22 protein-coding genes are annotated in these 23,822 nt (G+C 68.5%); 17 read left to right on the plus strand and 5 right to left on the minus strand.

The window, feature by feature from the left end:
- Positions 1-66 precede the first annotated feature (66 nt).
- Positions 67-1,482 (minus strand): acetyl-CoA carboxylase biotin carboxylase subunit, encoded by a 1,416-nt coding sequence (locus NF616_RS13260; protein WP_252273758.1) that lies wholly within the window; start codon positions 1,480-1,482, stop codon positions 67-69.
- Between the two features lie 190 nt (positions 1,483-1,672).
- Here NF616_RS13260 and NF616_RS13265 point away from each other — a divergent pair, with 190 nt between their 5' ends.
- From NF616_RS13265 to NF616_RS13290, 6 genes are all read left to right on the plus strand, one after another.
- A complete protein-coding gene (locus NF616_RS13265; protein WP_286675048.1) occupies positions 1,673-2,614 on the plus strand; it encodes a LysR family transcriptional regulator in 942 nt (313 codons plus the stop codon).
- 62 nt (positions 2,615-2,676) lie between these two features.
- On the plus strand, positions 2,677-3,348 hold the full coding sequence (locus NF616_RS13270) for a GntR family transcriptional regulator (protein ID WP_252273759.1): 672 nt from the start codon (positions 2,677-2,679) through the stop codon (positions 3,346-3,348).
- Positions 3,349-3,458: 110 nt separating this feature from the next.
- A complete protein-coding gene (locus NF616_RS13275; RefSeq protein WP_252273760.1) occupies positions 3,459-4,394 on the plus strand; it encodes a 4-hydroxyproline epimerase in 936 nt (311 codons plus the stop codon).
- A complete protein-coding gene (locus tag NF616_RS13280) occupies positions 4,391-5,500 on the plus strand; it encodes an NAD(P)/FAD-dependent oxidoreductase (protein WP_252273761.1) in 1,110 nt (369 codons plus the stop codon). The genes NF616_RS13275 and NF616_RS13280 overlap by 4 nt, the downstream gene beginning before the upstream one ends.
- On the plus strand, positions 5,493-5,729 hold the full coding sequence (locus tag NF616_RS13285) for a (2Fe-2S)-binding protein (RefSeq protein ID WP_252273762.1): 237 nt from the start codon (positions 5,493-5,495) through the stop codon (positions 5,727-5,729). Before NF616_RS13280 ends, NF616_RS13285 begins: the two co-directional genes overlap by 8 nt.
- Positions 5,726-6,982 (plus strand): NAD(P)/FAD-dependent oxidoreductase, encoded by a 1,257-nt coding sequence (locus tag NF616_RS13290; RefSeq protein ID WP_252273763.1) that lies wholly within the window; start codon positions 5,726-5,728, stop codon positions 6,980-6,982. Before NF616_RS13285 ends, NF616_RS13290 begins: the two co-directional genes overlap by 4 nt.
- Here NF616_RS13290 and NF616_RS13295 read toward each other — a convergent pair.
- The gene (locus NF616_RS13295; RefSeq protein ID WP_252273764.1) at positions 6,967-7,395 is read right to left on the minus strand and encodes a hypothetical protein; all 429 of its coding nucleotides are present in this window, start codon (positions 7,393-7,395) and stop codon (positions 6,967-6,969) included. The genes NF616_RS13290 and NF616_RS13295 overlap by 16 nt on opposite strands.
- 271 nt (positions 7,396-7,666) lie before the next feature.
- Between NF616_RS13295 and NF616_RS13300 the strand changes: the two genes are divergently transcribed.
- The 10 genes from NF616_RS13300 to NF616_RS13345 all read left to right on the plus strand — a co-directional run bounded on the left by NF616_RS13300 (position 7,667) and on the right by NF616_RS13345 (position 19,449).
- Positions 7,667-9,850 (plus strand): M14 family zinc carboxypeptidase, encoded by a 2,184-nt coding sequence (locus NF616_RS13300; protein ID WP_252273765.1) that lies wholly within the window; start codon positions 7,667-7,669, stop codon positions 9,848-9,850.
- A gap of 95 nt (positions 9,851-9,945) precedes the next feature.
- The gene (locus NF616_RS13305) at positions 9,946-10,701 is read left to right on the plus strand and encodes an AraC family transcriptional regulator (RefSeq protein ID WP_252273780.1); all 756 of its coding nucleotides are present in this window, start codon (positions 9,946-9,948) and stop codon (positions 10,699-10,701) included.
- A gap of 290 nt (positions 10,702-10,991) precedes the next feature.
- Entirely contained in the window at positions 10,992-11,810 is an 819-nt protein-coding gene (locus NF616_RS13310; RefSeq protein WP_252273766.1) for an ABC transporter substrate-binding protein, read from the plus strand.
- Positions 11,811-11,830: 20 nt separating this feature from the next.
- Complete coding sequence (gene lhpI, locus NF616_RS13315) at positions 11,831-13,603, plus strand: cis-3-hydroxy-L-proline dehydratase (protein WP_252273767.1); 1,773 nt, start codon at positions 11,831-11,833, stop codon at positions 13,601-13,603.
- Positions 13,604-13,606: 3 nt separating this feature from the next.
- Positions 13,607-14,272, plus strand: a complete 666-nt coding sequence (locus NF616_RS13320) for an amino acid ABC transporter permease (protein ID WP_252273768.1) — start codon at positions 13,607-13,609, stop codon at positions 14,270-14,272.
- 13 nt (positions 14,273-14,285) lie between these two features.
- On the plus strand, positions 14,286-14,936 hold the full coding sequence (locus NF616_RS13325; protein WP_252273769.1) for an amino acid ABC transporter permease: 651 nt from the start codon (positions 14,286-14,288) through the stop codon (positions 14,934-14,936).
- On the plus strand, positions 14,929-15,651 hold the full coding sequence (locus NF616_RS13330; protein ID WP_137974507.1) for an amino acid ABC transporter ATP-binding protein: 723 nt from the start codon (positions 14,929-14,931) through the stop codon (positions 15,649-15,651). The genes NF616_RS13325 and NF616_RS13330 overlap by 8 nt, the downstream gene beginning before the upstream one ends.
- 9 nt (positions 15,652-15,660) lie before the next feature.
- Positions 15,661-16,698 carry a trans-3-hydroxy-L-proline dehydratase gene (locus NF616_RS13335; RefSeq protein ID WP_252273770.1) on the plus strand — a complete coding sequence of 346 codons (1,038 nt, stop codon included), beginning with the start codon at positions 15,661-15,663 and terminating at the stop codon, positions 16,696-16,698.
- Between the two features lie 143 nt (positions 16,699-16,841).
- Positions 16,842-17,777 (plus strand): dihydrodipicolinate synthase family protein, encoded by a 936-nt coding sequence (locus NF616_RS13340; RefSeq protein ID WP_252273771.1) that lies wholly within the window; start codon positions 16,842-16,844, stop codon positions 17,775-17,777.
- 88 nt (positions 17,778-17,865) lie between these two features.
- The gene (locus NF616_RS13345; protein ID WP_252273772.1) at positions 17,866-19,449 is read left to right on the plus strand and encodes an aldehyde dehydrogenase (NADP(+)); all 1,584 of its coding nucleotides are present in this window, start codon (positions 17,866-17,868) and stop codon (positions 19,447-19,449) included.
- Between the two features lie 277 nt (positions 19,450-19,726).
- Here NF616_RS13345 and NF616_RS13350 read toward each other — a convergent pair whose 3' ends face one another.
- From NF616_RS13350 to hexR, 3 genes are all read right to left on the minus strand, one after another.
- Positions 19,727-20,734: an Ldh family oxidoreductase gene (locus tag NF616_RS13350; RefSeq protein ID WP_252273773.1), complete on the minus strand. Its 1,008-nt coding sequence runs from the start codon at positions 20,732-20,734 to the stop codon at positions 19,727-19,729.
- Positions 20,735-20,839: 105 nt separating this feature from the next.
- A complete protein-coding gene (locus NF616_RS13355; protein ID WP_252273774.1) occupies positions 20,840-21,040 on the minus strand; it encodes a PA3496 family putative envelope integrity protein in 201 nt (66 codons plus the stop codon).
- Between the two features lie 119 nt (positions 21,041-21,159).
- Positions 21,160-22,026, minus strand: a complete 867-nt coding sequence (gene hexR / locus NF616_RS13360) for a transcriptional regulator HexR (protein ID WP_252273775.1) — start codon at positions 22,024-22,026, stop codon at positions 21,160-21,162.
- Between the two features lie 176 nt (positions 22,027-22,202).
- On the opposite strand from hexR, the gene zwf reads away from it, so the two are divergent.
- Entirely contained in the window at positions 22,203-23,630 is a 1,428-nt protein-coding gene (zwf, locus tag NF616_RS13365; RefSeq protein WP_252273781.1) for a glucose-6-phosphate dehydrogenase, read from the plus strand.
- Positions 23,631-23,822 lie beyond the last annotated feature (192 nt).

The raw sequence follows: 23,822 nt of genomic DNA on the forward strand, positions 1-23,822 counted from the left end.
TGCTCTCCTGTAGCCCGGACGCAGTCCGGGGCCGCAGATCCCGGACTGCGTCCGGGCTACGATTCGTTAAAGCCCCGCGTGGGCCGCAATGGCGGTGGCGATGGCGATGGCCAGGTGCGACGGGTTGCGCTTGATCGAGTACTGGGTCAGCTCCGGATGGCTCTCGACGAAGCTGGTGTTGAACCGGCCGCTGCGGAATTCCGGGTTGCGCAGGATTTCCTGGTAATAGGGCGCGGTGGTGCGCACGCCCTGTACGCGCATGTCGTCCAGCGCGCGCAGGCCGCGGTCCATCGCCTCCTCCCAGGTCAGCGCCCAGACGATCAGCTTCAGGCACATGGAGTCGTAGTAGGGCGGAATGGTGTAGCCGGTGTAGATCGCCGTGTCGGTGCGCACACCGGGGCCGCCAGGGGCGTAGTAGCGGGTGATCTTGCCGAACGAGGGCAGGAAGTTGTTCTTCGGGTCCTCGGCGTTGATGCGGAACTGCAGGGCGAAGCCGCGATAGACGATGTCTTCCTGCTTCACCGACAGCTCCAGGCCCGAGGCGATGCGGATCTGCTCGCGGACGATGTCGATGCCGGTGATTTCCTCGGTGATGGTGTGCTCCACCTGCACCCGGGTATTCATCTCCATGAAGTACACCTCGCCCTCGGCGAGCAGGAACTCCACGGTACCGGCGTTCTCGTAGCCCACCGCCTTGGCGGCGCGCACGGCCAGGTCGCCGATGTAGGCGCGCTGCTCGGGGGTGAGCTGCGGGCTGGGGGCGATCTCGATCAGCTTCTGGTTGCGGCGCTGGATCGAGCAGTCGCGCTCGAACAGGTGCACGGTGTTGCCGAAGCTGTCGGCGAGGATCTGTGCCTCGATGTGCTTCGGGTTGACGATGCACTTCTCCAGGAACACTTCCGCCGAGCCGAAGGCCTTGGTGGCCTCGGAGATCACCCGCGGGAAGGCCGACTCCAGTTCCTCGCGGCTGTTGCAGCGGCGGATGCCGCGGCCGCCGCCGCCGGAAGTGGCCTTGAGCATCACCGGGTAGCCGATGCGCTCGGCCTCGGACAGCGCCTCGGCGATGTCGGCGACGTTGCCCTCGGTGCCCGGGGTGCAGGGCACGCCGGCGGCAATCATGCTGCGCCGCGCCTCGGTCTTGTCGCCCATGCGGCGGATCACCTCCGCCGAGGGGCCGATGAACTTGATCCCGCGCTCGGCGCAGATCTCCGCCAGCTCGGCGTTCTCCGAGAGGAAGCCGTAGCCCGGGTGGAGCGCGTCGCAGCCGGTCTCCACCGCCAGATTCACCAGCTTACGCGGGTTCAGGTAGCCGGCCAGCGGGTCGTCGCCGACGCTGTGCGCCTCGTCGGCACGCTTGACGTGCAGCGCCTGGCGGTCCGCATCGGAGTAGATGGCCACCGAGCGGATGCCCATTTCGGCGCAGGCACGCACGATGCGCACCGCGATCTCGCCGCGGTTGGCGATGAGAATCTTCTTGATCACGAGCCTGGTCCTCGATCACGTGAGCAAAGGACCGCCGCAAAGCGGTCCGCGAATGACCGCACAGCCCGCGGCGGTCTTGCTTTCTAAGCTAGCGCCGCGGCTGGATTACCAAAAATGAATAATTATTGGGCTAAGCATTAGTCAAGACTTATAGTTGCCGCAGCCATCGCCTGCTGGAGTTCCTTTACAGATGCGCAAGTCCTTGATGCGAATGACTTTTCGCCAGCTTCAGGTGTTCCGTGCGGTGTGCGAGAGTCGCTCCTACAGCCGGGCGGCCGAGGAGATGGCGCTGACCCAGCCGGCGGTGAGCCTGCAGGTGCGCCAGCTGGAGGAGCTGATCGGCCAGCCGCTGTTCGACTACGTGGCGAAGAAGCTGCACCTGACACCCGCCGCCGAGGCCCTCCTGCGCGCCAGTGAGGACGTGTTCGGCCGCCTGGAGGCGCTGGACATGCAGCTCTCCGACCTGCAGGGCTCGCTACAGGGCCAGTTGAGCCTGGCCGTGGAGTCCAGCGCCAAGTACCTGGTACCGCACCTGTTCGCCGCCTTCCGCGAGCAGCACCCGGAGGTCAGCCTGCAGCTAGTGGTGGTCAACCATGGCCAGGCGGTGCGCCGCCTGTCGGCCAGCCGCGACGACCTGCTGATCATGTCGCAGCCCCCCGGCGATCAGCCGCTGGATTTCTTCCCCTTCCTCAACAACCCCATCGTCGCGGTGGCACCGCCGCAGCACCCGCTGTGCACGCTGGAGAAGCTGCTCCTGGCCGATCTCACCGCCTTTCCGCTGCTGGTCCGCGAGGCCGGCTCGGGCACCCGCCGCGCCTGCGAGGAGTATTGCCACCAGAAGCGCGCCCACTTCGCGCAGACGCTCGAAGTCGGCTCCAGCGAATCCCAGATCGAGGCGGTCATCGCCGGGCTCGGCCTGGCCCTGCTGCCGCGTCACGCCGTGCGCCTGGAGCTGGCGCGCGGGCTCTTGCGCGAACTGCCGGTGGAGGAACTGCCGCTGCAACGCAGCTGGTGCGTGGTGCACCCGCGCGGCAAGCACCTGTCGCCGGTGGCTCAGGCGTTCCGCGACTTCATCCGCGGCGAGCGGGCGCAGATCGCCGCGCTGGAGGAGCGCTTCAGCCGGGCGGGGTGAACTGGAAAATGAGGGATTTCGTATATGATATTCGCATCGACAAGCCGACCCGGTGACGCATCGTGCCCCTACCCCGCTTCAATGCCCCCAACCTTGGGATAGTTCCCTCGGCCTCAGAGGTCATCGCCAAGCACCTGCGCGACGCCATCATCTCCGGGCAGTTCGCCGAGGATGAGCCGATCCGCCAGGACGACATCGCCGGACTGTTCAACGTCAGCAAGATCCCCGTGCGCGAAGCCCTCAAGCGCCTGGAGGCCGAAGGCCTGGTGCTGTTCCAGCGCAACAAGGGCGCGGTGGTCACCCGCATCTCCGAGCCGGAGATGGCGCAGATGTTCGAAGTACGCGTGCTGCTCGAGGTGCGGGCGATCCGCCTGGCGGTGCCGAACATGACCGAGGACACCTTCGCCGCCGCCGAGCGCATCTGCGAGGCCTTCCTCGGCGAGGAAGACGTCGGCCGCTGGGCCGAACTCAACTGGCAGCTGCACGCCTGTCTCTACGAGCCGGCGCAGCGGCCCTTCCTGGTCGGCCTGATCCGCTCGATCCATGACAAGCTGGAGCGCTATCTGCGCATGCAGATGAGCCTGTCCGAGGGCAAGGACCGCGCCGACCACGAGCACCGCGAGATCATCGCCGCCTGCCGCGCCGGCGACGCCGACACCGCCGCCCGGCTGATCGAGACGCACATCAACGGTGTCTGCCAGACCCTCTACGAGCACCTGCCCAACCGCCTCTGAGACGTCCCGCCGCTGTGCCGATTTCGTCATGGCGACCACCGAAATGCCTCAAGCGTCCGAGCCGCCGGAGCGGCACCCTTGCTGGGAACATCCATCGCCAGGGGCCATCCATGCAACGCATCCGTGTACTCGACTCGCACACCGGCGGCGAACCAACCCGCCTGGTCCTCGAAGGCTTTCCCGACCTCGGCCGTGGCAGCATGGCCGAGCGCCGCCAGCTGCTGGCCGAGCGCTTCGACCAGTGGCGCGCCGCCAGCGTGCTGGAGCCGCGCGGCAGCGACGTGCTGGTCGGCGCCCTGCTGTGCGAGCCGGTCGACCCCAGCGCTTGTGCCGGAGTGATCTTCTTCAACAACACTGGCTACCTCGGCATGTGCGGCCACGGCACCATCGGCTTGGTGGTCTCCCTGGCGCACCTGGGCCGCATCGGCCCGGGCGTGCACAGGATCGAGACACCGGTCGGCACCGTCGAGGCGACCCTGCACGATGACCGCTCGGTGAGCGTGCGCAACGTGCCGGCCTACCGCTATCGCCAGGCGGTCACCGTCGACGTGCCGGGCTATGGCCGGGTGAGCGGCGATATCGCCTGGGGCGGCAACTGGTTCTTCCTGATCAGCGACCACGGCCTGCGCGTGGCCGGCGACAACCTGGACGCCCTCACCGCTTACTCGGTGGCCGTGCAGCGGGCCCTGGAAGACCAGGGCATCCGTGGCGAAGACGGCGGCCTGATCGACCATATCGAGCTGTTCGCCGACGACACCGAGGCCGACAGCCGCAACTTCGTGCTGTGCCCCGGCAAGGCCTATGACCGCTCGCCCTGTGGCACTGGCACCAGCGCCAAGCTGGCGTGCCTGGCGGCCGACGGCAAGCTGCAGCCGGGCCAGCTGTGGCGCCAGGCCAGCGTGATCGGCAGCCAGTTCGAGGGCAGCTACGAGAATGCCGAAGGCGGCCGCATCATCCCCACCATCCGCGGCCGCGCGCACATCAGCGCCGAGGCCACCCTGCTGATCGAAGCGGACGATCCGTTCGCCTGGGGCATTCGCCTGTGAGTGACGGCGCCGACGTCATCGTCATCGGCGCCGGCATAGTCGGCGCCGCCTGCGCCCATGAACTGGCCCGGCGCGGCCAGCGCGTACTGGTGCTGGACGCCGGCCTGCGCGCCGCCACGGCCGCCGGCATGGGCCACCTGATCGTGCTCGACGACAACCCGGCGGAGCTCGCGCTCAGCCAATACTCGGTGCAGCGCTGGCGCGACTGGTCTCGCGACATGCCAGACGACTGTGCCTACCGGCAGAACGGCACCCTGTGGCTGGCCGCCAATGCCGAGGAAATGGCCGTGGCCGAGGCCAAGTATCAGGTGCTGCGCGAGCATGGCCTGGACTGCGAGCTGCTTGGTGCAGGCGCCCTGCGCGATGCCGAGCCGGAACTGCGCGATGGCCTGCATGGCGGCCTGCGAGTGACCGGCGACGGCATTCTCTACGCGCCCAATGCGGCGCGCTGGCTGCTCGATCATCCACTGATCGAACAGCGCCGGGCCCGGGTGATCGAGATCGACGGCTCCCGCGTACGCCTGGAGGACGGCGGCTGGCTCGGCGCCCAGGCGGTGATCCTGGCCGGCGGCACCCATGTCACCGAGCTGTGCCCGGAGCTGCCGATCGAGCCGAAGAAGGGCCACCTGCTGATCACCGATCGCTACCCCGGGCGCATCAGCCATACCCTGGTGGAGCTGGGCTACGTGACCAGCGCGCACAACGCCAGCGGCCCGTCGACGGCCGCCAATATCCAGCCGCGGCCGACCGGCCAGCTGTTCATCGGCGCCTCGCGGCAGTTCGGCTCCAGCGATCCCGCAGTCGAGCCGTGGATGCTGGCGAAGATGCTGCAGCGCGCCGTCGACTACATGCCGGGCCTGGCCCGGCTCAACGGCATCCGTGCCTGGACCGGCTTCCGCGCCGCCGGCCCGGACGGCCTGCCGCTGCTCGGCGAGCACCCGCAGCGTCCCGGCCTGTGGCTGGCGGTCGGCCACGAGGGCCTGGGCGTCACCACCGCGCCGGGCAGCGCCGACCTGCTGGTCGCCCAGTTGCTCGGCGAGACCGCCCCCCTGGCGCCTGAACCCTATCTGCCGCAGCGCTTCCCCGGAGTACGCGCGCATGCCTGAACTGACTCTCGACGGCCGCCCGCTGCTGGTGGCCCCCGGCACTACGGTGGCCGCCGCGCTATTGCTCGGCGGCGACGGCACCAGCCGCACCTCGGTCAGCGGCCAGCGCCGCGCGCCGGTGTGCGGCATGGGCATCTGCCAGGAGTGCCGGGTAACCATCGACGGCCAGCGCCGCCTGGCCTGCCAGACCCTGTGCCGAGACGGCATGCGGGTGGAGAGCCGGCCATGAAGGTGGACATCCTCATCATCGGCGCCGGCCCCGCCGGCATGGCCGCGGCCCTGGCCGCCGCACCGAGCGGCGCGCGCATCGCCGTGCTCGACGACAACCCCGCCGCCGGCGGGCAGATCTGGCGCGACGGCCCGCAGGCGCACCTGCCGCCACTGGCCCGCGACTATCGCCAGCGCCTGGAGGCACAAGCCAATATCGAACATCTGCCGGCCACCCGCGTGGTCGCCCTGGCCGGTCCCAAGGCGCTGCTGGTGGAAGACCCCGAGCAGGGCCGGGTGATCGAATACGACAGGCTGATCCTGTGCACCGGCGCCCGCGAGCTGCTGCTGCCCTTCCCCGGCTGGACCCTGCCCGGTGTCACCGGCGCCGGCGGTTTGCAGGCGCTGATCAAGGGCGGCATGCCGGTAGCCGGCGAGCGCATCGTCATCGCCGGCAGCGGCCCGCTGCTGCTGGCCAGCGCCGCCACGGCGCGGGACAACGGCGCGACAGTGCTGAACATCGCCGAACAGGCGCCGTGGAGCAAGGTTGCCGGCTTTGCCGCACAGCTGCCGCGCTGGCCGCACAAGCTGCTGCAGTCGTTCGGCCTGTTCCATCCGGGCTACCGGGCGAACAGCCACGTGTTCGAAGCGCTGGGCGAAGGCCGTCTGGAAGCGGTGCGCCTGAACATCGGCGGGCAGCTCCGCGAAGTCGCCTGCGAGCGCCTGGCCTGCGGCTTCGGCCTGATCCCCAATCTGCAGCTCGGCCAGGCCCTGGGCTGCCACATCGACAACGGCGCCATCGCCGTCGATGCCTGGCAGGCCACCAGCCTGGCCGATCACTATGCCGCCGGCGAAAGCACCGGTTTCGGCGGCAGCGAGAAGGCCTTGGTGGAAGGCGCCATCGCCGGCCATGCGGCGGTGGGCGAGCGCAACGCGGCGCAGCGCCTGTGGCCGCAGCGCCAGCGCTGGCATGGCTTCGCCACTGCATTGAATGCCGCCTTCGCCCTGCGCGACGAGGTCAAGCACCTGGCCAGGCCGGACACCCTGATCTGCCGCTGCGAAGACGTGCCGCTAGCGGCGGTGGCCGATCACCAGGGCTGGAGCCAGGCCAAGATGGCCAGCCGCTGCGGCATGGGCGCCTGCCAGGGCCGGATCTGCGGCGGTGCCGCCCAGGCACTGTTCGGCTGGCAACCGCCGGTGCCGCGGCCGCCGTTCAGTCCGGCGCGTATCGACACCCTGCTGCAGCTGGGTGCGGACGCTCACTCCCAGGCATAGAGCCAGCCGACCGCGGCGACCCGCTGGCCATCGAAGGCCACCAGCAACTGGTCGTGATTGCCGCGCCAGTGGTAGCTCCACAACGTTCCGCCCGGTGCGCCGCGCCACTCGGTGCGGCGCAGCCAATCGGTATGCTCGGCCGATCCAGCCGGCACGACCCGATCCGGCTCGCCCATCAGCGCACGCACACCCTCCTCGTGCGGCCGCTGCTCCAGCAGGCGATCGGCCAGGCGCTGCATCACTTGATGCTTGCGCCCCTGCCAGGCATCCAGCTCCTTGTTCCAGGTGCCGCCCTCGAAATGCCCGCGCTGCGCGCGCAGTTGCGACCACTCTGCGGACGTCGCATCCGGCCCCGCCTGACAACCGAAGGCCAGCAGCAGCGGCACGGCGAGCAGCACGTTGAAGCGTTTCATTCCTGACCCTCCGTTCAAGTCATCTTGTCGCCAACCTGCCGCGATTGACGCTTATCTCCGGAAAATTGACAGCTTCCCGGAGGGCTTCTAGCTTCCATTCACTCTTGCTGCCAGACCGGCCTCCTCCCGACGACACGCCAGGAAGGGAATTCCCAATGCCTGTGCAGTCGGCAACCAGAGCGAAGCCGTACCCGTCGCGACCCACAAGGCCTCGACCGCCCGTGTCGCTTATCGAGCGACGCAACCCCTCACACGGACAGGAACAGCAAGAATGATAAAACGCACGCTAACGCTCGCCATCGGAGCGGGCATCGCTTCCCTCTGCCTGCTCGACATCGCTCAGGCCCACACCGCGGCCAAGGCCCAGGAAGACTTCCTGCTGCTCGAGCAGGAGAAGACCAACAACCAGGTGTACAAGGCTTTCTTCCCCAGCCTGGAAATCGCCCGCAAGGCCGCCATCAGCTTCCACGGCCAGTTGCTCGAATCGCACTACGACCAGGGCTACCTGATCATGGAGCTGACCGAGGAGGAACAGCAGAAGCTGGCGGTATTCGGCTTCACCTTCGAGGTGGCCGCCGACTTCATCGCCAAGCGCAACCAGGTGCTCGGGCAGATCCAGCAGCGCCTGCAACAGCGTAGCCTGAGCGTCGGCGCGGCCAGCGACGTGAGCATCGCCAGCGTTCCCGGCTATGCCTGTTACGAAACGGTGGAAGAGACCTACGCGGCGGCCGCCGGCATGGCCGCCCAGCGCCCGCAGCTGGCGGAATGGCTGATGGTCGGCCAGTCCTGGGAGAAGACCCAGGGCCTGGGCGGCTATGACATCGGCGTGCTCAAGCTGACCAACAGGGACAAGCCCGGCGACAAGCCCAAGCTGCTGATCAACAGCGCCATCCACGCCCGCGAGTACACCACCGCGCCGCTGGTGCTGGCCTTCGCCCGCTGGCTGGTGGACGGCTACGGCGTGGACCCGGATGCCACCTGGATCCTCGACCATCACGAAGTGCACCTGATGCTGCAGACCAACCCGGACGGGCGCAAAAAGGCCGAGACCGGGCTGTCCTGGCGCAAGAACACCAACCAGAACTACTGCGGGCCGAACAGCAACAGCCGCGGCGCCGACCTCAACCGCAACTTCACCTTCGGCTGGAACAGCACCAACGGCCAGGGCTCCAGCGGCGCCCAGTGCAACGAGACCTACCGCGGCCCCAGCGCCGGCTCAGAGCCCGAGGTGCAGGCGCTGGAAGCCTATGCGCGCAGCCTCTGGCCGGACCGTCGCGGGCCGAACCGGGGCGACGCGGCCCCGAGCAGCACCAGCGGCATCCACCTGGACATCCACAGCTACAGCGAGCTGGTGCTCTGGCCCTGGGGCGACACCAGCCAGCCCGCGCCCAATGGCACGGCGCTGCAGACCCTGGGCCGCAAGTTCGCCTTCTTCAACGGTTACAGCCCGCAGCAGTCGGTGGGCCTGTATCCCACCGACGGCACCAGTGACGGCGTCAGCTACGGCGAACTCGGCGTGGCCGCCTACACCTTCGAGCTGGGCACGCAGTTCTTCCAGAGCTGCGCGGTGTACCAGAACACGGTGAAGCCGAAGAACTTGCCAGCGCTGATCTACGCCGCCAAGGTGGTGCGCACGCCCTACCTCACACCCGCCGGGCCGGACGTGGCCAGCGTCGCCCTGGGCGGCGGTGCCTCCACCGACGGCGTGCCGGCCGGCACGCCGGTGACGCTAAGCGCCAGTGCCAGCGACCTGCGCTTCAACAACAGCAACGGCACCGAGACCACCCAAAACATCGCCGCCGCTGAGTACTACATCGACAAGGCGCCCTGGGAGGCCGGCGCCACGCCCATCGCCTTGCAGCCGCTGGACGGTGCCTTCAACGCCAAGACCGAGAGCCTGAGCGGCACGATCGACACCACCGGCCTGGCCGATGGCAAGCACCTGCTCTACGTGCGCGCCCGCGATACGGCCGGCAGCTGGGGGGCGGTCAGCGCCGGCTTCCTGGTGATCGGCGAAGGCTCGCCGCAGCCCAGCTACTGCAGCGCCGCCAGCGGCAACGCCAACGCCGAGTGGATCGGCCGGGTGCAGGTCGGCACCTTCAGCCGCAGCTCCGGCGCCAGCACCTACAGCGACTTCACCAACCAGGTGATCGACCTGCAGCGCGGCGCCAACAGCCTGCGCCTGACGCCTCAGTTCTCCGGCCGCGCCTACCCCGAGTACTGGAAGGCCTGGATCGACCTGAACAAGGACGGCGACTTCGCCGATGCCGGCGAAGAGGTCTACAGCTCGGGCCGCGCCCTGGCCACGGTGGCCACCGGCAACCTGGCGGTGCCGGCCAACGCCCCGGCCGGCACCACGCGCCTGCGCATCGCCATGCGCTACAACGCGGCGCCCGTGCCCTGCGGCACCTTCAACTATGGCGAAGTGGAGGACTATAGCGTCAGGCTGCAGTAACGCCGGAGCGGCCCGCCTGCGGGCGGGCCGCTTGTCCCCGCCACCCGCCGCTGCGCAGAATGGGCGCCCCGAAGAGGCCAGTGCCCAACCGCCCCATGCTCGACCTGCTGCCGCAACAACCCGCCCCCGCCGACCTGCCGACCTTGCTCGCCAGCCTGGGCGCCGTCGCCCCGCTGCTCGATGCCATGCCCGGCGTGGTGTTCTTCATCAAGGACCCGCAGGCGCGCTACATGCTGGTCAACCAGACGCTGGCCACCCGCTGCGGCTTCAGGGACAAGGGCGAGCTGCTCGGGCGCACCGCCGAGGAAGTCTTCCCGTCGCGCTTCGGCCCGCTGTACACCGCCCAGGACCTGCAGGTGCTGGACGCCGGCAACGGCCTCCAGGACCAACTGGAGCTGCATCTCTATCCGGGCCGCCAGCCCGGCTGGTGCCTGACCCACAAGCTGGCCCTGCGCAACGCCGCGGGCCGCATCATCGGCATGGCCGGCGTCTCCTGCGACCTGCCGGCGGCCCAGGCCGCGCACCCGGCCTACCAGAAGCTGGCGGCAGTGGACGAACACATCCGCCGCCACTACGCCCAGCCGATCAGCCTGGCCGAGCTGACCGCCCTCGCCGGTCTCTCGGTGGCGCAGCTGGAGCGCCACTGCAAGCGCATCTTCCAGCTCACCCCGCGGCAGATGATCCACAAGGCGCGCCTGGGTGCGGCCTCGCAACTGCTGCTCGGCGAGCTGCCGATCACCGAGATCGCCCTGCGCTGCGGCTACACCGACCACAGCGCCTTCAGCCGCCAGTTCAAGGCCCTCACCGGGCTCTCTCCCAGCCACTATCGCGACTCGCACCGCCACTCCTGACGATCACTGGGTCGCACCTGGTGCAACCCAACGCCCACCGCCGTGTTCCGTTTGCGGGCACGCGGACTCGTTCATGCTTCGTTCTGTAACACCGGGCGGTCACGAACGGGGCCGACTAGTCTTTTCGCCACCGCTGCGTTTGCTCGCTCGAGCCGATGTGGCGCGGGCTGGACGGATCATCGCATCTGCCCCAGTCGATCCGGCACAGCCCTTGCTAATCAAATATCGTATACGAAATTCAAGATACATCTGTTTCATCTGCCAACCATCAGACACACATGAGGCTGCACATGAATAGAAAGACTCTCGCCGTCGCCCTCGGCGCCGCCCTCAGCGCATCCCTGGCCGCCACCGCCCAGGCCGACAAGCTCGACGACATCATCGAGTCCGGCAAGCTGCGCTGCGCCGTGACCCTGGACTTCCCGCCCATGGGTTTCCGTGACACAGACAACAACCCGGCCGGCTTCGACGTGGACTACTGCAACGACCTGGCCAAGGTGCTCGGCGTCGAGGCTGAGGTGGTCGAGACGCCGTTCCCGGACCGCATCCCGGCCCTGATTTCCGGCCGTGCCGACGTGATCGTCGCCTCCACCTCCGACACCCTGGAGCGCGCCAAGACCGTGGGCATGACCGTGCCCTACTTCGCCTTCCAGATGGTCGTGCTGACCCGCGAGGATGCGGGCGTGAACAGCTACGCCGACCTCAAGGGCAAGAAGCTGGGCAACACCAGTGGCACCTACGAGGCCATCGCCCTGGAGAAGGACCAGAAGGCCTGGGGCGAGGGCAGCTTCCGCGCCTACCAGTCGCAGAACGACACCATCCTCGCCGTGGCCCAGGGCCATATCGACGCCACCGTGGTGACCAACACCGTGGCCGCCGCCACCCTCAAGTCCGGCAAGTACAAGGGCCTGAAGATCGCCGGCGACGCGCCCTATGTCGTCGACTACGTGTCGCTGGCGGCCAAGCGCAACGAGTACGGCCTGCTCAACTACCTCAACCTGTTCGTCAACCAGCAGGTGCGCAACGGCCGCTATGACGAGCTGTGGAAGAAGTGGGTCGGCGACGAGATCAAGCCGGCCAACCTGACCGTGCCGAACGTGTACTACTGATAGGCACGAGGGCAACGACGATGTCCGCAGTGGCAGCAATCGAGGGCCGGAGTCTGGTGGCGGGGCGGGGTCAGGGCACCCTGCTCCACGCCGACCTGGGCCTGAGCTTCTGGGGCGGCGTCGATCCGTTCAGCGGCGAGGTGATCGACCGACACCATCCGCTGAGCGGGCAATCCCTGACCGGGCGCATCCTGGCCATTCCCAGTGGACGCGGCTCCTGCACCGGCAGCAGCGTCCTGCTGGAACTGATCCTCAACGGTCCGGCACCGGCGGCGCTGGTGCTGGCCGAGCCCGACGAGATTCTCAGCCTCGGCGCCCTGGTCGCCGAGCATGTCTTCGACGTCCAGCTGCCGGTGCTGTGCATCGGCCACGCGGCCTTCGCCGAGCTGGCAGCTCACGCCGGCACCATCGCCCGCGTCGACGGCGAGCGCCTGCAGCTGTTCGGCAGCGCGCCGGAGGACGACTGGCACGCCGAGCCGATTGCCCATGGCGATGTGCAGCCGAGCAGCATCTCCCTGAGCGAGCGCGACCGCGCCATCCTCGCCGGCGCGCACGGCAAGGCAGCCCAGGTGGCGATGCAGCTGGTACTGCGCATGGCCGAGCTACAGGGTGCAAGCGAACTGCTCGACGTCACCCAGGCACACATCGACGGCTGCATCTACACCGGCCCGGCCTGCCTGCGCTTCGCCCAGCAGCTGCGGGACTGGGACGCCAGGGTCTGCGTGCCGACCACGCTCAACTCGATCTCGGTGGATCAGCGCCAGTGGCGTGCCCTGGGCATCGACCCGGCGTTCGGCGAGCCGGCCAGCGCCCTCGGCGACGTGTACATGGCCATGGGCGCGGCGCTCAGCTACACCTGTGCGCCCTACCTGCTGGACAGCGCGCCCAAGGCCGGCGAGCAGATCGTCTGGGCCGAGTCCAACGCCGTGGTCTACGCCAACAGCGTGCTCGGCGCCCGTACCCTCAAGTACCCGGACTATCTGGATATCTGCATCGCCCTCACCGGGCGCGCGCCGCGCAGCGGCAGCCACCTGGACGAGGGCCGTCATGCCAGCCTGCTGATCGAGGTGGAAACGCCGCAGCAGCCGGACGACAGCTTCTGGCCGCTGCTCGGCTACCACGTCGGCCTGCTGGCCGGCAGCGACATCCCGCTGCTCTGCGGGCTGGAGCGCAGCGCCGCCGACAGCGACGCGCTCAAGGCCTTCGGCGCCGCCTTCGCCACCACCTCGGCGGCGCCCATGTTCCATATCGCCGGCATCACCCCGGAGGCCCCGGACGTGGCCAGCGCCCTCGGCGGCAAGGCTCCGGCCAGGCACCTGCGGGTGACCATCGCCGAGCTGCTGGACAGCTGGTGGGAACTCAACAGCGCCGAGTCGCCCCGCGTCGAGCTGGTGGCCCTGGGCAACCCGCACTTCTCCAGCAGCGAGCTGGCCGCCCTGGCCAGCCTGTGCGCCGGTCGTAGCAAGCACCCGGACACCGCTCTGGTGGTGACCTGCGGTCGCGCCGTGCACGAGCGGGCGGTACAGGCCGGGCATGTGGCTACGCTGGAAAAATTCGGTGCGCGCCTGGTGACCGACACCTGCTGGTGCATGCTCGGCGAGCCGGTGGTGCCGCCGGGCAGCCACACCCTGATGACCAACTCGGGCAAGTACGCCCACTACGCCCCCGGCCTGGTCGGCCGGCGTGTGCACTTCGGCAGCCTCGCCGCCTGCGTCGAGGCCGCCTGTACCGGGCGCAACCAGGGACAACTCCCGGCCTGGCTGGGTCAACATCAACCCCAAGGAAATCGCTGATCGATGTTCGATTACACGTTCCACTGGCGCTCGGCCTTCAAGGCCCTGCCGGACATGCTGGCGGGTGCCTGGGTGACGCTGGAGACGGCGGCCCTGTCGATGCTCCTCGGCACCCTGATCGCCCTGCTGCTGACGGTGATGCGGCAGATGCAGCATCCGCTGCCGCGGCATTTCGCCAACACCTGGGTGTCCATCGCCCGCAACACCCCGTCGCTGTTCCAGATCTACATCCTCTACTTCGGCCTCGGCAGCTTCGGCCTGCACGTCAGTTCGTGGGTCGCCCTGCTCGCCGGGATCACCTTCAACAACGCCGGCTACCTGGCGGAGAACTTCCGCGGCGGCCTCAAGGCGGTGCCCGACACGCAGATGCGTGCGGCGCGCTCGCTGGGCATGAGCGCCTTCCAGGCCTACCGGATGATCATCATTCCGCAGCTGCTGCGCATCGTCTTCTACCCCCTGTCCAACCAGATGGTCTGGGCCGTGCTGATGACGTCGCTGGGCGTGATAGTCGGGTTGAACAACGACCTGACCGGCGTCACCCAGGACTTCAACGTGAAGACCTTCCGCACCTTCGAGTACTTCGCCCTGGCGGCGGTGCTCTATTACCTGATCGCCAAGACCATCGTGCTCGTCGCACGCCTGATGGCCTGGCGCCTGTTCCGCTACTGAGGAAGGACTGAGCATGTTCGAAACCAGTCTCACCTCCAACGACCTGCTGTTCCTGCTCAAGGGCGCCTGGGTCACCCTGGAACTGACCGTCGGCGCCATGCTGATCGGCACCCTCGCCGGCGTGCTGTTCGGCCTGCTGCGCGCCACCCTGCCCCGCGCCACGCTGCCTCTGGCCTGGGTGCTGGACGTGTTCCGCAGCGTGCCGCTGCTGATCCAGTTCGTCCTGTTCAACGCCCTGAAGAGCATCGCCGGCCTCGACATCAGCGCCTTCGCCGTCGGCTGCATCGTGCTCGGCGTGTACGCCGCCTCGTTCTGCACCGAGATCGTCCGCAGCGGCGTGCTCGCCGTGCCGGCCAACCTGCGCCGCGCCGCGCGCTCGCTGGGCATGAGCTACTGGCAGGACCTGCGCCACATCGTGCTGCCGATCGCCACCCGCGTGGCCTTCCCCGGCTGGCTCAACCTGGTGCTGTCGGTGATGAAGGACACCGCCCTGGTCATGTGGATCGGCATCGTCGAGTTGCTACGCGCCTCGCAGACCATCGTTACGCGAATTCAGGAGCCGCTGCTGGTGCTGTGCATCGCCGGCCTCATCTACTACGTCATGAGCCTGGTGGTGGCCCGACTGGGCGCCCGGCTGGAAAAAAGGTGGCAGGAAAATGATTGAGATCGACAACGTCTACAAATCCTTCGCCGACCTCGAGGTCATCAAGGGCGTCAGCCTGACGGTGAACAAGGGCGAGGTGGTGTCGATCATCGGCGGCTCCGGCTCCGGCAAGTCGACCCTGCTGATGTGCATCAACGGCCTGGAGCCGATCCAGAAGGGCAGCATCCGCGTCGACGGCACCGAGGTGCACGCACCGGGCACCGACCTGAACAAGCTGCGGCAGAAGATCGGCATCGTGTTCCAGCAGTGGAACGCCTTCCCGCACCTGACCGTGCTGGAGAACGTGATGCTGGCGCCACGCAAGGTGCTCGGCAAGAGCAAGGAAGAGGCCGAGGCCCTGGCCGTGAAGCAGCTGACCCACGTCGGCCTGGGCGACAAGCTCAAGGTGTTCCCCAGCAAGCTCTCCGGCGGCCAGCAGCAGCGCATGGCCATAGCCCGCGCCCTGGCCATGAGCCCGGATTACATGCTGTTCGACGAGGCCACCAGCGCCCTCGACCCGCAGCTGGTGGGCGAAGTGCTGGACACCATGCGCCTGCTCGCCGAGGAGGGCATGACCATGATCCTGGTCACCCACGAGATTCGCTTCGCCCGCGATGTGTCCGACCGCGTGGCGTTCTTCCGCAACGGTCTGGTGCACGAGATCGGCTCGCCCGACCAGGTCATCGGCAACCCGCAGAAGCCGGAGACCGCGGACTTCCTGAAGTCGGTCCTGTAGGGGGAAGCAATGCGTTCGAGCAAGGTCATCCATGTGGTCAGCTGCCACGCCGAGGGCGAGGTCGGTGACGTCATCGTCGGCGGCGTCGCGCCGCCGCCGGGCGCCACCCTCTGGGAACAGTCGCGCTGGATTGCCCGCGACGAGGAGCTGCGCAACTTCGTGCTGAACGAGCCGCGCGGCGGCGTGTTCCGCCACGTCAACCTGCTGGTGCCGGCCAAGGACCCGCGGGCGCAGATGGCCTGGATCATCATGGAGCCGGCTGACACGCCGCCCATGTCCGGCTCCAACTCGCTGTGCGTGTCCACCGTGCTGCTCGACAGCGGCATCCTGCCGATGACCGAGCCGGAGACCCGCCTGGTGCTGGAGGCCCCGGGAGGCCTGATCGAAGCCGTGGCCCAGTGCCGCGATGGCAAGGTCCAGCGGGTGGAGGTGAAGAACGTGCCGTCCTTCGCCGACAGGCTGGACGCCATGATCGAGGTCGAAGGCCTCGGCAGCCTCAAGGTCGACACCGCCTATGGCGGCGACAGTTTCGTCATCGCCGATGCGCGCGCCCTGGGCTTCTCGCTGACCGCCGACGAGGCCGCCGACCTGGTCGCCACCGGCCTGAAGATCACCCGCGCGGCCAACGAGCAGCTCGGCTTCGTGCATCCGCTGAACAAGGACTGGGCGCACATCTCGTTCTGCCAGATCGCCGCGCCGGTGGAGCGCATCGACGGCGTGCTGACCGCCGCCAACGCGGTGGTGATCCGCCCCGGCAAGATCGACCGCTCGCCCTGCGGCACCGGCTGCTCGGCGCGCATGGCGGTGCTGCATGCCAAAGGCCAGATGCAGGCCGGCGAACGCTTCATCGGCCGCTCGATCATCGGCTCCGAATTCCACTGCCGCATCGACTCGCTGACCGAAGTCGCCGGGCGCCCGGCCATCTACCCCTGCCTGTCCGGCCGGGCCTGGATCACCGGCACCCACCAGCACCTGCTCGACCCGAGCGACCCTTGGCCGAGCGGCTATCGCCTCTCGGATACCTGGCCGGTCGAGCCGAAGCTGTAACACCTGCTTTTGCAGATTTGAAAACCGCCGCACGCCGGCGCTATGAACCGGGCCCAGGCCCAACCCGATGGAAACAACGGCCGATACCGGCCGCCACCTTTCGTATACGAAATACTTTGACTCTGCCCCAGGAGGCAAACAGCATGAGCAGCAACATCTTCACCGGCACCATCCCCGCCCTGATGACGCCCTGCACCGCCGAGCGCAAACCGGACTTCGACGCCCTGGTGCGCAAGGGCCGCGAGCTGATCCAGGCCGGCATGAGCGCCGTGGTCTACTGCGGCTCCATGGGCGACTGGCCGTTGCTCACCGAGGCCGAGCGCCAGGAAGGGGTGGCGCGCCTGGTCGCCGCCGGCATCCCGACCATCGTCGGCACCGGTGCGGTGAACAGCCGCGAGGCCGTATCCCACGCCGCCCATGCCGCCAAGGTCGGCGCCCATGGCCTGATGGTCATCCCCCGCGTGCTGTCCCGTGGCGCGTCGCCGGCCGCTCAGGAGGCGCACTTCGCCGCCATTCTCGAGGCGGCGCCGAAGCTGCCGGCGGTGATCTACAACAGCCCGTACTACGGCTTCGCCACCCGCGCCGAGCTGTTCTTCAAGCTGCGCCGCCGGTACCCCAACCTGATCGGCTTCAAGGAGTTCGGCGGCGCCGCCGACATGCGCTACGCCGCCGAGCACATCACCTCGCAGGATGACCAGGTGATCCTCATGGCCGGCGTCGATACCCAGGTGGTGCATGGCTTCGTCAATTGCGGCGCGACCGGCGCCATCACCGGTATCGGCAACGCCCTGCCGCGCGAAGTGCTGCAGCTGGTCGAACTGAGCAAGCAGGCCGCCAAGGGCGACGCCGTGGCCAGGCGCCGCGCCCAGGAGCTGTCCGAGGCGCTGAACGTGCTGTCGTCCTTCGACGAGGGTTGCGACCTGGTCCTCTACTACAAGTACCTGATGGTGCTGAACGGCGACAAGGAATACGCCCTGCACTTCAACGAGACCGATGTACTGAGCGACGCCCAGCGCAACTACGCCGAGACCCAGTACAAGCTGTTCCGCCAGTGGTACGCCAACTGGTCGGCCGCCTGATCGCCGTGCTGCGGTCGGATGCTTCCAGGGCATCCGGCCGGTCTGCAATGGCAACGCTGATTTCATAGGCCCGCGACAGGAGCTAACCATGCCCGCCACAATCGGCCACAACTTCATCGCCGGCGGCCGCAGTGCCGCCGGTGAGGTCATCCTGCACAGCCTCGACGCCACTACCGGCGAGGCGCTGCCCTACCGCTTCCACCAGGCCACCGAGGCCGAGGTGGACGCCGCCGCCCGCGCCGCCGAGGCCGCCTACCCGACCTACCGAGCCCAGAGCCCGGAGCGCCGCGCACAGTTCCTCGACGCCATCGCCGAGCAGATCGATGCCCTCGGCGACGACTTCGTCCAGCTGGTGTGCCGCGAGACCGCCCTGCCGGCCGCACGCATCCAGGGCGAACGCGGCCGTACCAGCGGCCAGATGCGCCTGTTCGCCAAGGTGCTGCGGCGCGGCGACTTCCTCGGCGCGCGCATCGACCGCGCCCTGCCCGAGCGCCAGCCACTGCCGCGCCCGGACCTGCGCCAGTACCGCACCGGCGTCGGCCCGGTGGCGGTGTTCGGCGCCAGCAACTTCCCGCTGGCCTTCTCCACCGCCGGTGGTGATACCGCCGCGGCGCTGGCCGCCGGCTGCCCGGTGGTGTTCAAGGCCCACAGCGGCCACATGGCCACCGCCGAGCTGATGGCCCAGGCGATCATCCGCGCCGCCGAGGCCACCGGCATGCCGGCCGGCGTGTTCAACATGGTCTACGGCGGCGGGGTCGGCGAGTGGCTGGTCAAGCATCCGGCGATCCAGGCGGTTGGCTTCACCGGCTCGCTGAAGGGCGGCCGTGCCCTGTGCGACATGGCCGCCGCGCGCCCCCATCCCATCCCGGTGTTCGCCGAGATGAGCTCGATCAACCCGGTGCTGATGCTGCCGGCCGCCCTCGCCGCCCGCGGCGAGAAGATCGCCCGCGAACTGGCCGACTCGGTGGTGCAAGGTTGCGGCCAGTTCTGCACCAATCCCGGCCTGGTCATCGGCATCGCCTCGCCGGCCTTCAGCGTGTTCACCGCCAGCCTGATCGCCGAGATCGGCCAGCGCCCGCCACAGACCATGCTCAACGCCGGCACCCTGAGCAGCTACGAGCACGGCCTGGCCGCGCTGCGCGCCCACCCGGGGGTGAAGCACCTGGCCGGCCAGCCGCAGGAAGGCCGCCAGGCCCGCCCGCAGCTGTTCCAGGCCGATGTCGCGCTGCTGCTCGACGGCGACGAGCTGCTGCAGGAAGAGGTGTTCGGTCCGGTGACCGTGGTGGTGGAAGTGGCCGACAAGGCCGAACTGATCCGCGCCCTGCACGGCCTGCGCGGCCAGCTGACCGCCACCCTGACCGCCGAGCCGGCCGATCTGGAGGCCCACGGCGACCTGTTGCCACTGCTGGAACAGAAGGTTGGCCGGGTGCTGTTCAACGGTTATCCGACCGGCGTGGACGTGTGCGACGCGATGGTCCACGGCGGCCCCTACCCGGCCACTTCGGATGCACGCGGCACCTCGGTCGGCAGCCTGGCCATCGACCGCTTCCTGCGCCCGGTGTGCTACCAGAACTGCCCGGACGCCCTGCTGCCGGACGCCCTGAAGAACGCCAACCCGCTGGGTCTGGCCCGGCTGGTCGACGGCATCACCACGCGGGAATCGCTGGCCTGAAACACCTTGTGTCGGCTCAGACACCAGCGCTTCTCTCCCTCAGCCCCGGTTCGCCGGGGCTTTTTTTCGTGAGAAAGATGAATCCGCGCCCTGCGCCATGTAGCCCGGATGCAAGTCGGGACTTCGAGGGCTGCCTTACCCGGATTACATCCGGGCTACCGTCTGGGGTGAGGGTATCGGGCGACTCGGAGCTGCCAGGCCCGTAGCCCGGATGCAATCCGGGAGCGGAGTCGCCTGTTCCCGGATTGCATCCGGCTACGCTACGTCAAACGACACCCTAGGCCAGCAGCGCCTGCAGATCGCGATAGAGGCCGTCGCTGATCTCCACACCTTCCGCCAGGCTCTTCGCCCGCGCCTTGTAGCGGCGCTGCGACGGCAGCCGCGCGCCCTGGCCCTGGATCGCCTCGAACAGCGCCTCGGCGCGGGCCAGGTGCTGGTCGGCCTGCTCACCGAGGAAGCGCTGCGGGTCGAGGGCGATGATCAGTTCGCCGTGGTACGGCAGGGCATTCACGCCGCCGTCGAAGGCGCCGGATTCGAGGCTGGTCAGGTCGCCGATCAGCGGCCCGGCGATCAGCTCGATCATCGCCGACAGGGCCGAGCCTTTGTGCCCGCCGAAGGTCAGCATGGCACCGTGGTCGAGCACCTCGGCAGCCTCGCTGCTCGGCTGGCCGCTGCGGTCCACGCCCCAGCCGGCCGGCAGCGGCGCGCCGGAGCGGCGGTGCAGCTCGATCTCGCCACGCGCCACGGCGCTGGTGGCGAAGTCGAAGACGAAGGGATGGCCGCCGGCCCGCGGCCAGCCGAAGGCGATGGGGTTGGTGCCGAACAGCGGGCGGCTGCCGCCGGCCGGCGCGACGTAGGCCTGGGTCGGGTTGCAGGCCAGCGCCACCAGGCCCAGCTCGGTGATCGCCTCCATCTCCGCCCACAGCGCGGAGAAGTGCACGCAGCGATTGATGGCCATGGCGGCGATGCCATTGCGCCGCGCCTTGTCGGCCAGCAGCGGCAGGCCGGCGGCGAACGCCAGCTGGGAGAAGCCGCCATGGGCATCGACGCGCACCAGCGATGGCGCCTGGTCGATCACCTCGGGCTCGGCATCGGCCACCGCCTTGCCGGACTTGAGCGTGCGCACAATGCCAAGCAGGCGCCACAGGCCGTGGGAGGTGCAGCCGTCGCGCTCGCCGGCCGTCACGGTGGCGGCGATGGCCTGCACGAAGGCCTCGCTGAAACCGGCGTGGCGCAGGATGTCGGCGGCCAGCTCATGGGCCTCGGTCAGGGTCAGTCGGGTCATAACGGGCTCCTGGCAGTCTGCCCGTTACAGTGGCCCGTCGGCGCCGCCGAGGCTTGATCGCTTTGCACGCGCGGCATGCCGAATTCGGCACACCGCGCACAGGGCTCAAGCCGCGTGGCGTTGCGGGCTGCGCGTGATCGGCAGGAAATCGGCGGGGAGCAGATCGGGATAGCCACCGAGCTCCTGCTGCAGCCGGCGCTGCTCGGCGTAGTCCTCGATGGCGCGGCGAAAGGCCATGCGGCGCTGGTCTTCCAGTTTGCGGCGGGTCTTGCTGTCGTGGACGGGTTCTTCGAGATGCAGGTTCATCGCGGCGGCTCCTGATCCGTTTGCCGGAGCTCAGCTTGCGCGCGCCGGCGTTACGCTTTGGCGGCGCGCCGATGAATCTTGCGTGACCGATCGATGCCGAACGGCCGGGACTTGCCGATCTAGTCTTCCGCGCTGCGCACCGACTTAGGCGACAGGCGCAGGCTGCGCAAGCTGCGCTTGACGCTCTTGAGGTGGTTGACCAGGTCCGGGCCGCGGGCCATGGCCACGCCCATGGCCAGCACGTCGATCACCACCAGGTGGGCGATGCGCGAGGTCAGCGGGGTATAGATCTCGGTGTCTTCCTGCACGTCGATGGCGAGGTTGACGTCGGCCAGGTCGGCCAGCGGGGTCTGCCCCGGGCACAGGGTGATCAGCGTGGCGCCGGACTCGCGCACCAGGTTGGCGGTGATCAGCAGGTCCTTGGAGCGCCCGGACTGGGAGATGCAGATGGCCACGTCGTGCGGCTTCAGCGTCACCGCGCTCATCGCCTGCATGTGCGGGTCCGAATACGCGGCCGCGGTCAGCAGCAGGCGGAAGAACTTGTGCTGCGCGTCGGCGGCCACCGCACCGGAGGCGCCGAAACCGTAGAACTCGATGCGCTGGGCGTTGGCGATGGCGTTGATGGCCTTCTCCAGCTCGCGCGGATCGAGGCGCTCGCGCACCTCCATCAGGGTGTGCAGGGTGGTGTCGAAGATCTTCAGGCTGAAGTCCGTCACCGAGTCGTTCTCGTTGATGGCGAACTGGCCGAAGCTGGCCCCGGCGGCCAGGCTCTGCGCGAGCTTCAGCTTGAGGTCCTGGAAGCCGCTGCAGCCGATGGCGCGGCAGAAGCGCACGATGGTCGGCTCGCTGATGCCAACTTCGTGGGCGAGGTCGGCCATGGAACTGTGCATCACCGCGGACGGGTCCTGCAGGACGTGATCGGCGACCTTCAGTTCGGACTTGCGAAGCAGGTGACGGGACTGGGCGATATGCTGCAGAAGATTCACGGGCAGGGGCTCTGTTGTCGGCTCGGGGGACCGCGGGCGCGACGACCAGCCGGCTCGCTGCGGTTTCACCCGGCCTGCTATGATCGGGCTGTAGTGATCTTGTAGTTATACTACATGAACGCACACCCCGCACAGGCAAACCGGCCGGAGGCCTCCCGTTGAACAGCCCTTGTGACATGCTGGTGTTTGGCGGCACCGGCGACCTGGCCCTGCACAAGCTGCTGCCGGCGCTCTACCACCTGCACCGCGACGGCCGCCTGAGCCCCGACATGCGCATCCTGGCAGCAGCACGCAATGTGCTGAACCGCGCCGAGTACCAGTCCCTGGCCGAGCGCCGGGTGCGCGCCCAGGTGGCGCGCAGCGACTTCGACAACGACAGCTGGGCCAGCTTCGCCGCGCGCCTCGACTACTTCACCATGGATCTGTCGCACACCGCCGAATTCGGCCGGCTCGGCAAGTTCCTCGGTGCCAGTGCCTGCCAGCGCGGGCGCATCTACTACCTGGCCACCGCGCCCGACCTGTTCGAGTCCATCGCCGAGAACCTGTCCCTCGCTGGGCTGGCCGGCAGCGACACGCGCATCGTGCTGGAAAAGCCGATCGGCCGCTCGCTGGAGTCGGCGCGCGAGATCAATGCGGCGATCGGCGCAGCGTTCGACGAATCCCAGGTATTCCGCATCGACCACTACCTGGGCAAGGAGACGGTGCAGAACCTGATGGCGCTGCGCTTTGCCAATGCGCTGTTCGAACCGATCTGGCGCGCCGGGCACATCGACCACGTGCAGATCAGCGTCAGCGAGACCCTCGGCGTGGAGAACCGCGGCGGTTACTACGACCACGCCGGGGCCATGCGCGACATGGTGCAGAACCACCTGCTGCAGCTGCTCTGCCTGGTGGCCATGGAGGCGCCGGTGCGCTTCGACACCGAGTCCGTGCGCAACGAGAAGGTGAAGATCCTCGAGGCGCTGAAACCCATCGCCGGCCTCGATGTGCACGACAAGACAGTGCGCGGACAGTACGTCGCCGGCAAGATCGGCGGGCATGACGTGCCGGCCTACTACTTCGAGAAGCAGGTCGACAACGACAGCGACACCGAGACCTTCGTCGCCCTCCAGGCGGAGATCGACAACTGGCGCTGGGCCGGCGTGCCCTTCTACCTGCGCACCGGCAAGCGCATGGCGAAGAAGCGCTCGGAGATCGTCATCCAGTTCAAGCCCGTTCCTCACCGCCTGTTCGACGGAAGCCAGGCCAACCGCCTGGTGATCCGCCTGCAGCCGGAAGAGCGCATCACCCTGCAGCTGATGGGCAAGAGCCCGGGCAAGGGCATGCGCCTGACGCCAATGGAGCTGGACCTCAACCTGGCCCAGGTCTTCCCGCAGAAGCGCCGCTGGGACGCCTACGAGCGCCTGCTGCTGGACGTGATCGAGGGCGACTCGACGCTGTTCATGCGCAGGGATGAAGTCGAGGCGGCCTGGGCCTGGGTCGACCCGATCATCAAGGGCTGGCAGGACAACTACCAGGACCCGCGCCCCTACCCCGCCGGCAGCAACGGCCCCGAGCAGGCCAACACCCTGCTGGAACTGGCCGGCCGCGAGTGGGAGGACTGAGCGGCACCTCCTAGGCCCTCTTCTTCCAAGAAGCCCTGGGTGAGAAGATCGGCAATCCCTTCAACCGTAGCCCGGATGCAATCCGGGACACTCCCTCCGCAGCCACCACCTGCGCAACTCCTTGCACACCCGCCCTTCCCACCACCACGCCAGCCCGCCAGCGCCGCGCCCCACGGCCCCTGCGCAAGCCCC

Source organism: Pseudomonas subflava, from assembly GCF_023823685.1.
In the GTDB taxonomy this organism is placed as follows: domain Bacteria; phylum Pseudomonadota; class Gammaproteobacteria; order Pseudomonadales; family Pseudomonadaceae; genus Aquipseudomonas; species Aquipseudomonas subflava.

Coding starts and splice junctions, on each gene's coding strand:
- NF616_RS13265 (WP_286675048.1), top strand. CDS start 1,673: ATGCGCAAGTCCTTGATGCGAATGACTTTTCGCCAGCTTCAGGTGTTC.
- NF616_RS13275 (WP_252273760.1), top strand. CDS start 3,459: ATGCAACGCATCCGTGTACTCGACTCGCACACCGGCGGCGAACCAACC.
- NF616_RS13285 (WP_252273762.1), top strand. CDS start 5,493: ATGCCTGAACTGACTCTCGACGGCCGCCCGCTGCTGGTGGCCCCCGGC.
- NF616_RS13290 (WP_252273763.1), top strand. CDS start 5,726: ATGAAGGTGGACATCCTCATCATCGGCGCCGGCCCCGCCGGCATGGCC.
- NF616_RS13295 (WP_252273764.1), bottom strand. CDS start 7,395: ATGAAACGCTTCAACGTGCTGCTCGCCGTGCCGCTGCTGCTGGCCTTC.
- NF616_RS13300 (WP_252273765.1), top strand. CDS start 7,667: ATGATAAAACGCACGCTAACGCTCGCCATCGGAGCGGGCATCGCTTCC.
- NF616_RS13305 (WP_252273780.1), top strand. CDS start 9,946: ATGCTCGACCTGCTGCCGCAACAACCCGCCCCCGCCGACCTGCCGACC.
- NF616_RS13310 (WP_252273766.1), top strand. CDS start 10,992: ATGAATAGAAAGACTCTCGCCGTCGCCCTCGGCGCCGCCCTCAGCGCA.
- lhpI (WP_252273767.1), top strand. CDS start 11,831: ATGTCCGCAGTGGCAGCAATCGAGGGCCGGAGTCTGGTGGCGGGGCGG.
- NF616_RS13320 (WP_252273768.1), top strand. CDS start 13,607: ATGTTCGATTACACGTTCCACTGGCGCTCGGCCTTCAAGGCCCTGCCG.
- NF616_RS13325 (WP_252273769.1), top strand. CDS start 14,286: ATGTTCGAAACCAGTCTCACCTCCAACGACCTGCTGTTCCTGCTCAAG.
- NF616_RS13330 (WP_137974507.1), top strand. CDS start 14,929: ATGATTGAGATCGACAACGTCTACAAATCCTTCGCCGACCTCGAGGTC.
- NF616_RS13335 (WP_252273770.1), top strand. CDS start 15,661: ATGCGTTCGAGCAAGGTCATCCATGTGGTCAGCTGCCACGCCGAGGGC.
- NF616_RS13340 (WP_252273771.1), top strand. CDS start 16,842: ATGAGCAGCAACATCTTCACCGGCACCATCCCCGCCCTGATGACGCCC.
- NF616_RS13345 (WP_252273772.1), top strand. CDS start 17,866: ATGCCCGCCACAATCGGCCACAACTTCATCGCCGGCGGCCGCAGTGCC.
- NF616_RS13350 (WP_252273773.1), bottom strand. CDS start 20,734: ATGACCCGACTGACCCTGACCGAGGCCCATGAGCTGGCCGCCGACATC.
- NF616_RS13355 (WP_252273774.1), bottom strand. CDS start 21,040: ATGAACCTGCATCTCGAAGAACCCGTCCACGACAGCAAGACCCGCCGC.
- zwf (WP_252273781.1), top strand. CDS start 22,203: ATGCTGGTGTTTGGCGGCACCGGCGACCTGGCCCTGCACAAGCTGCTG.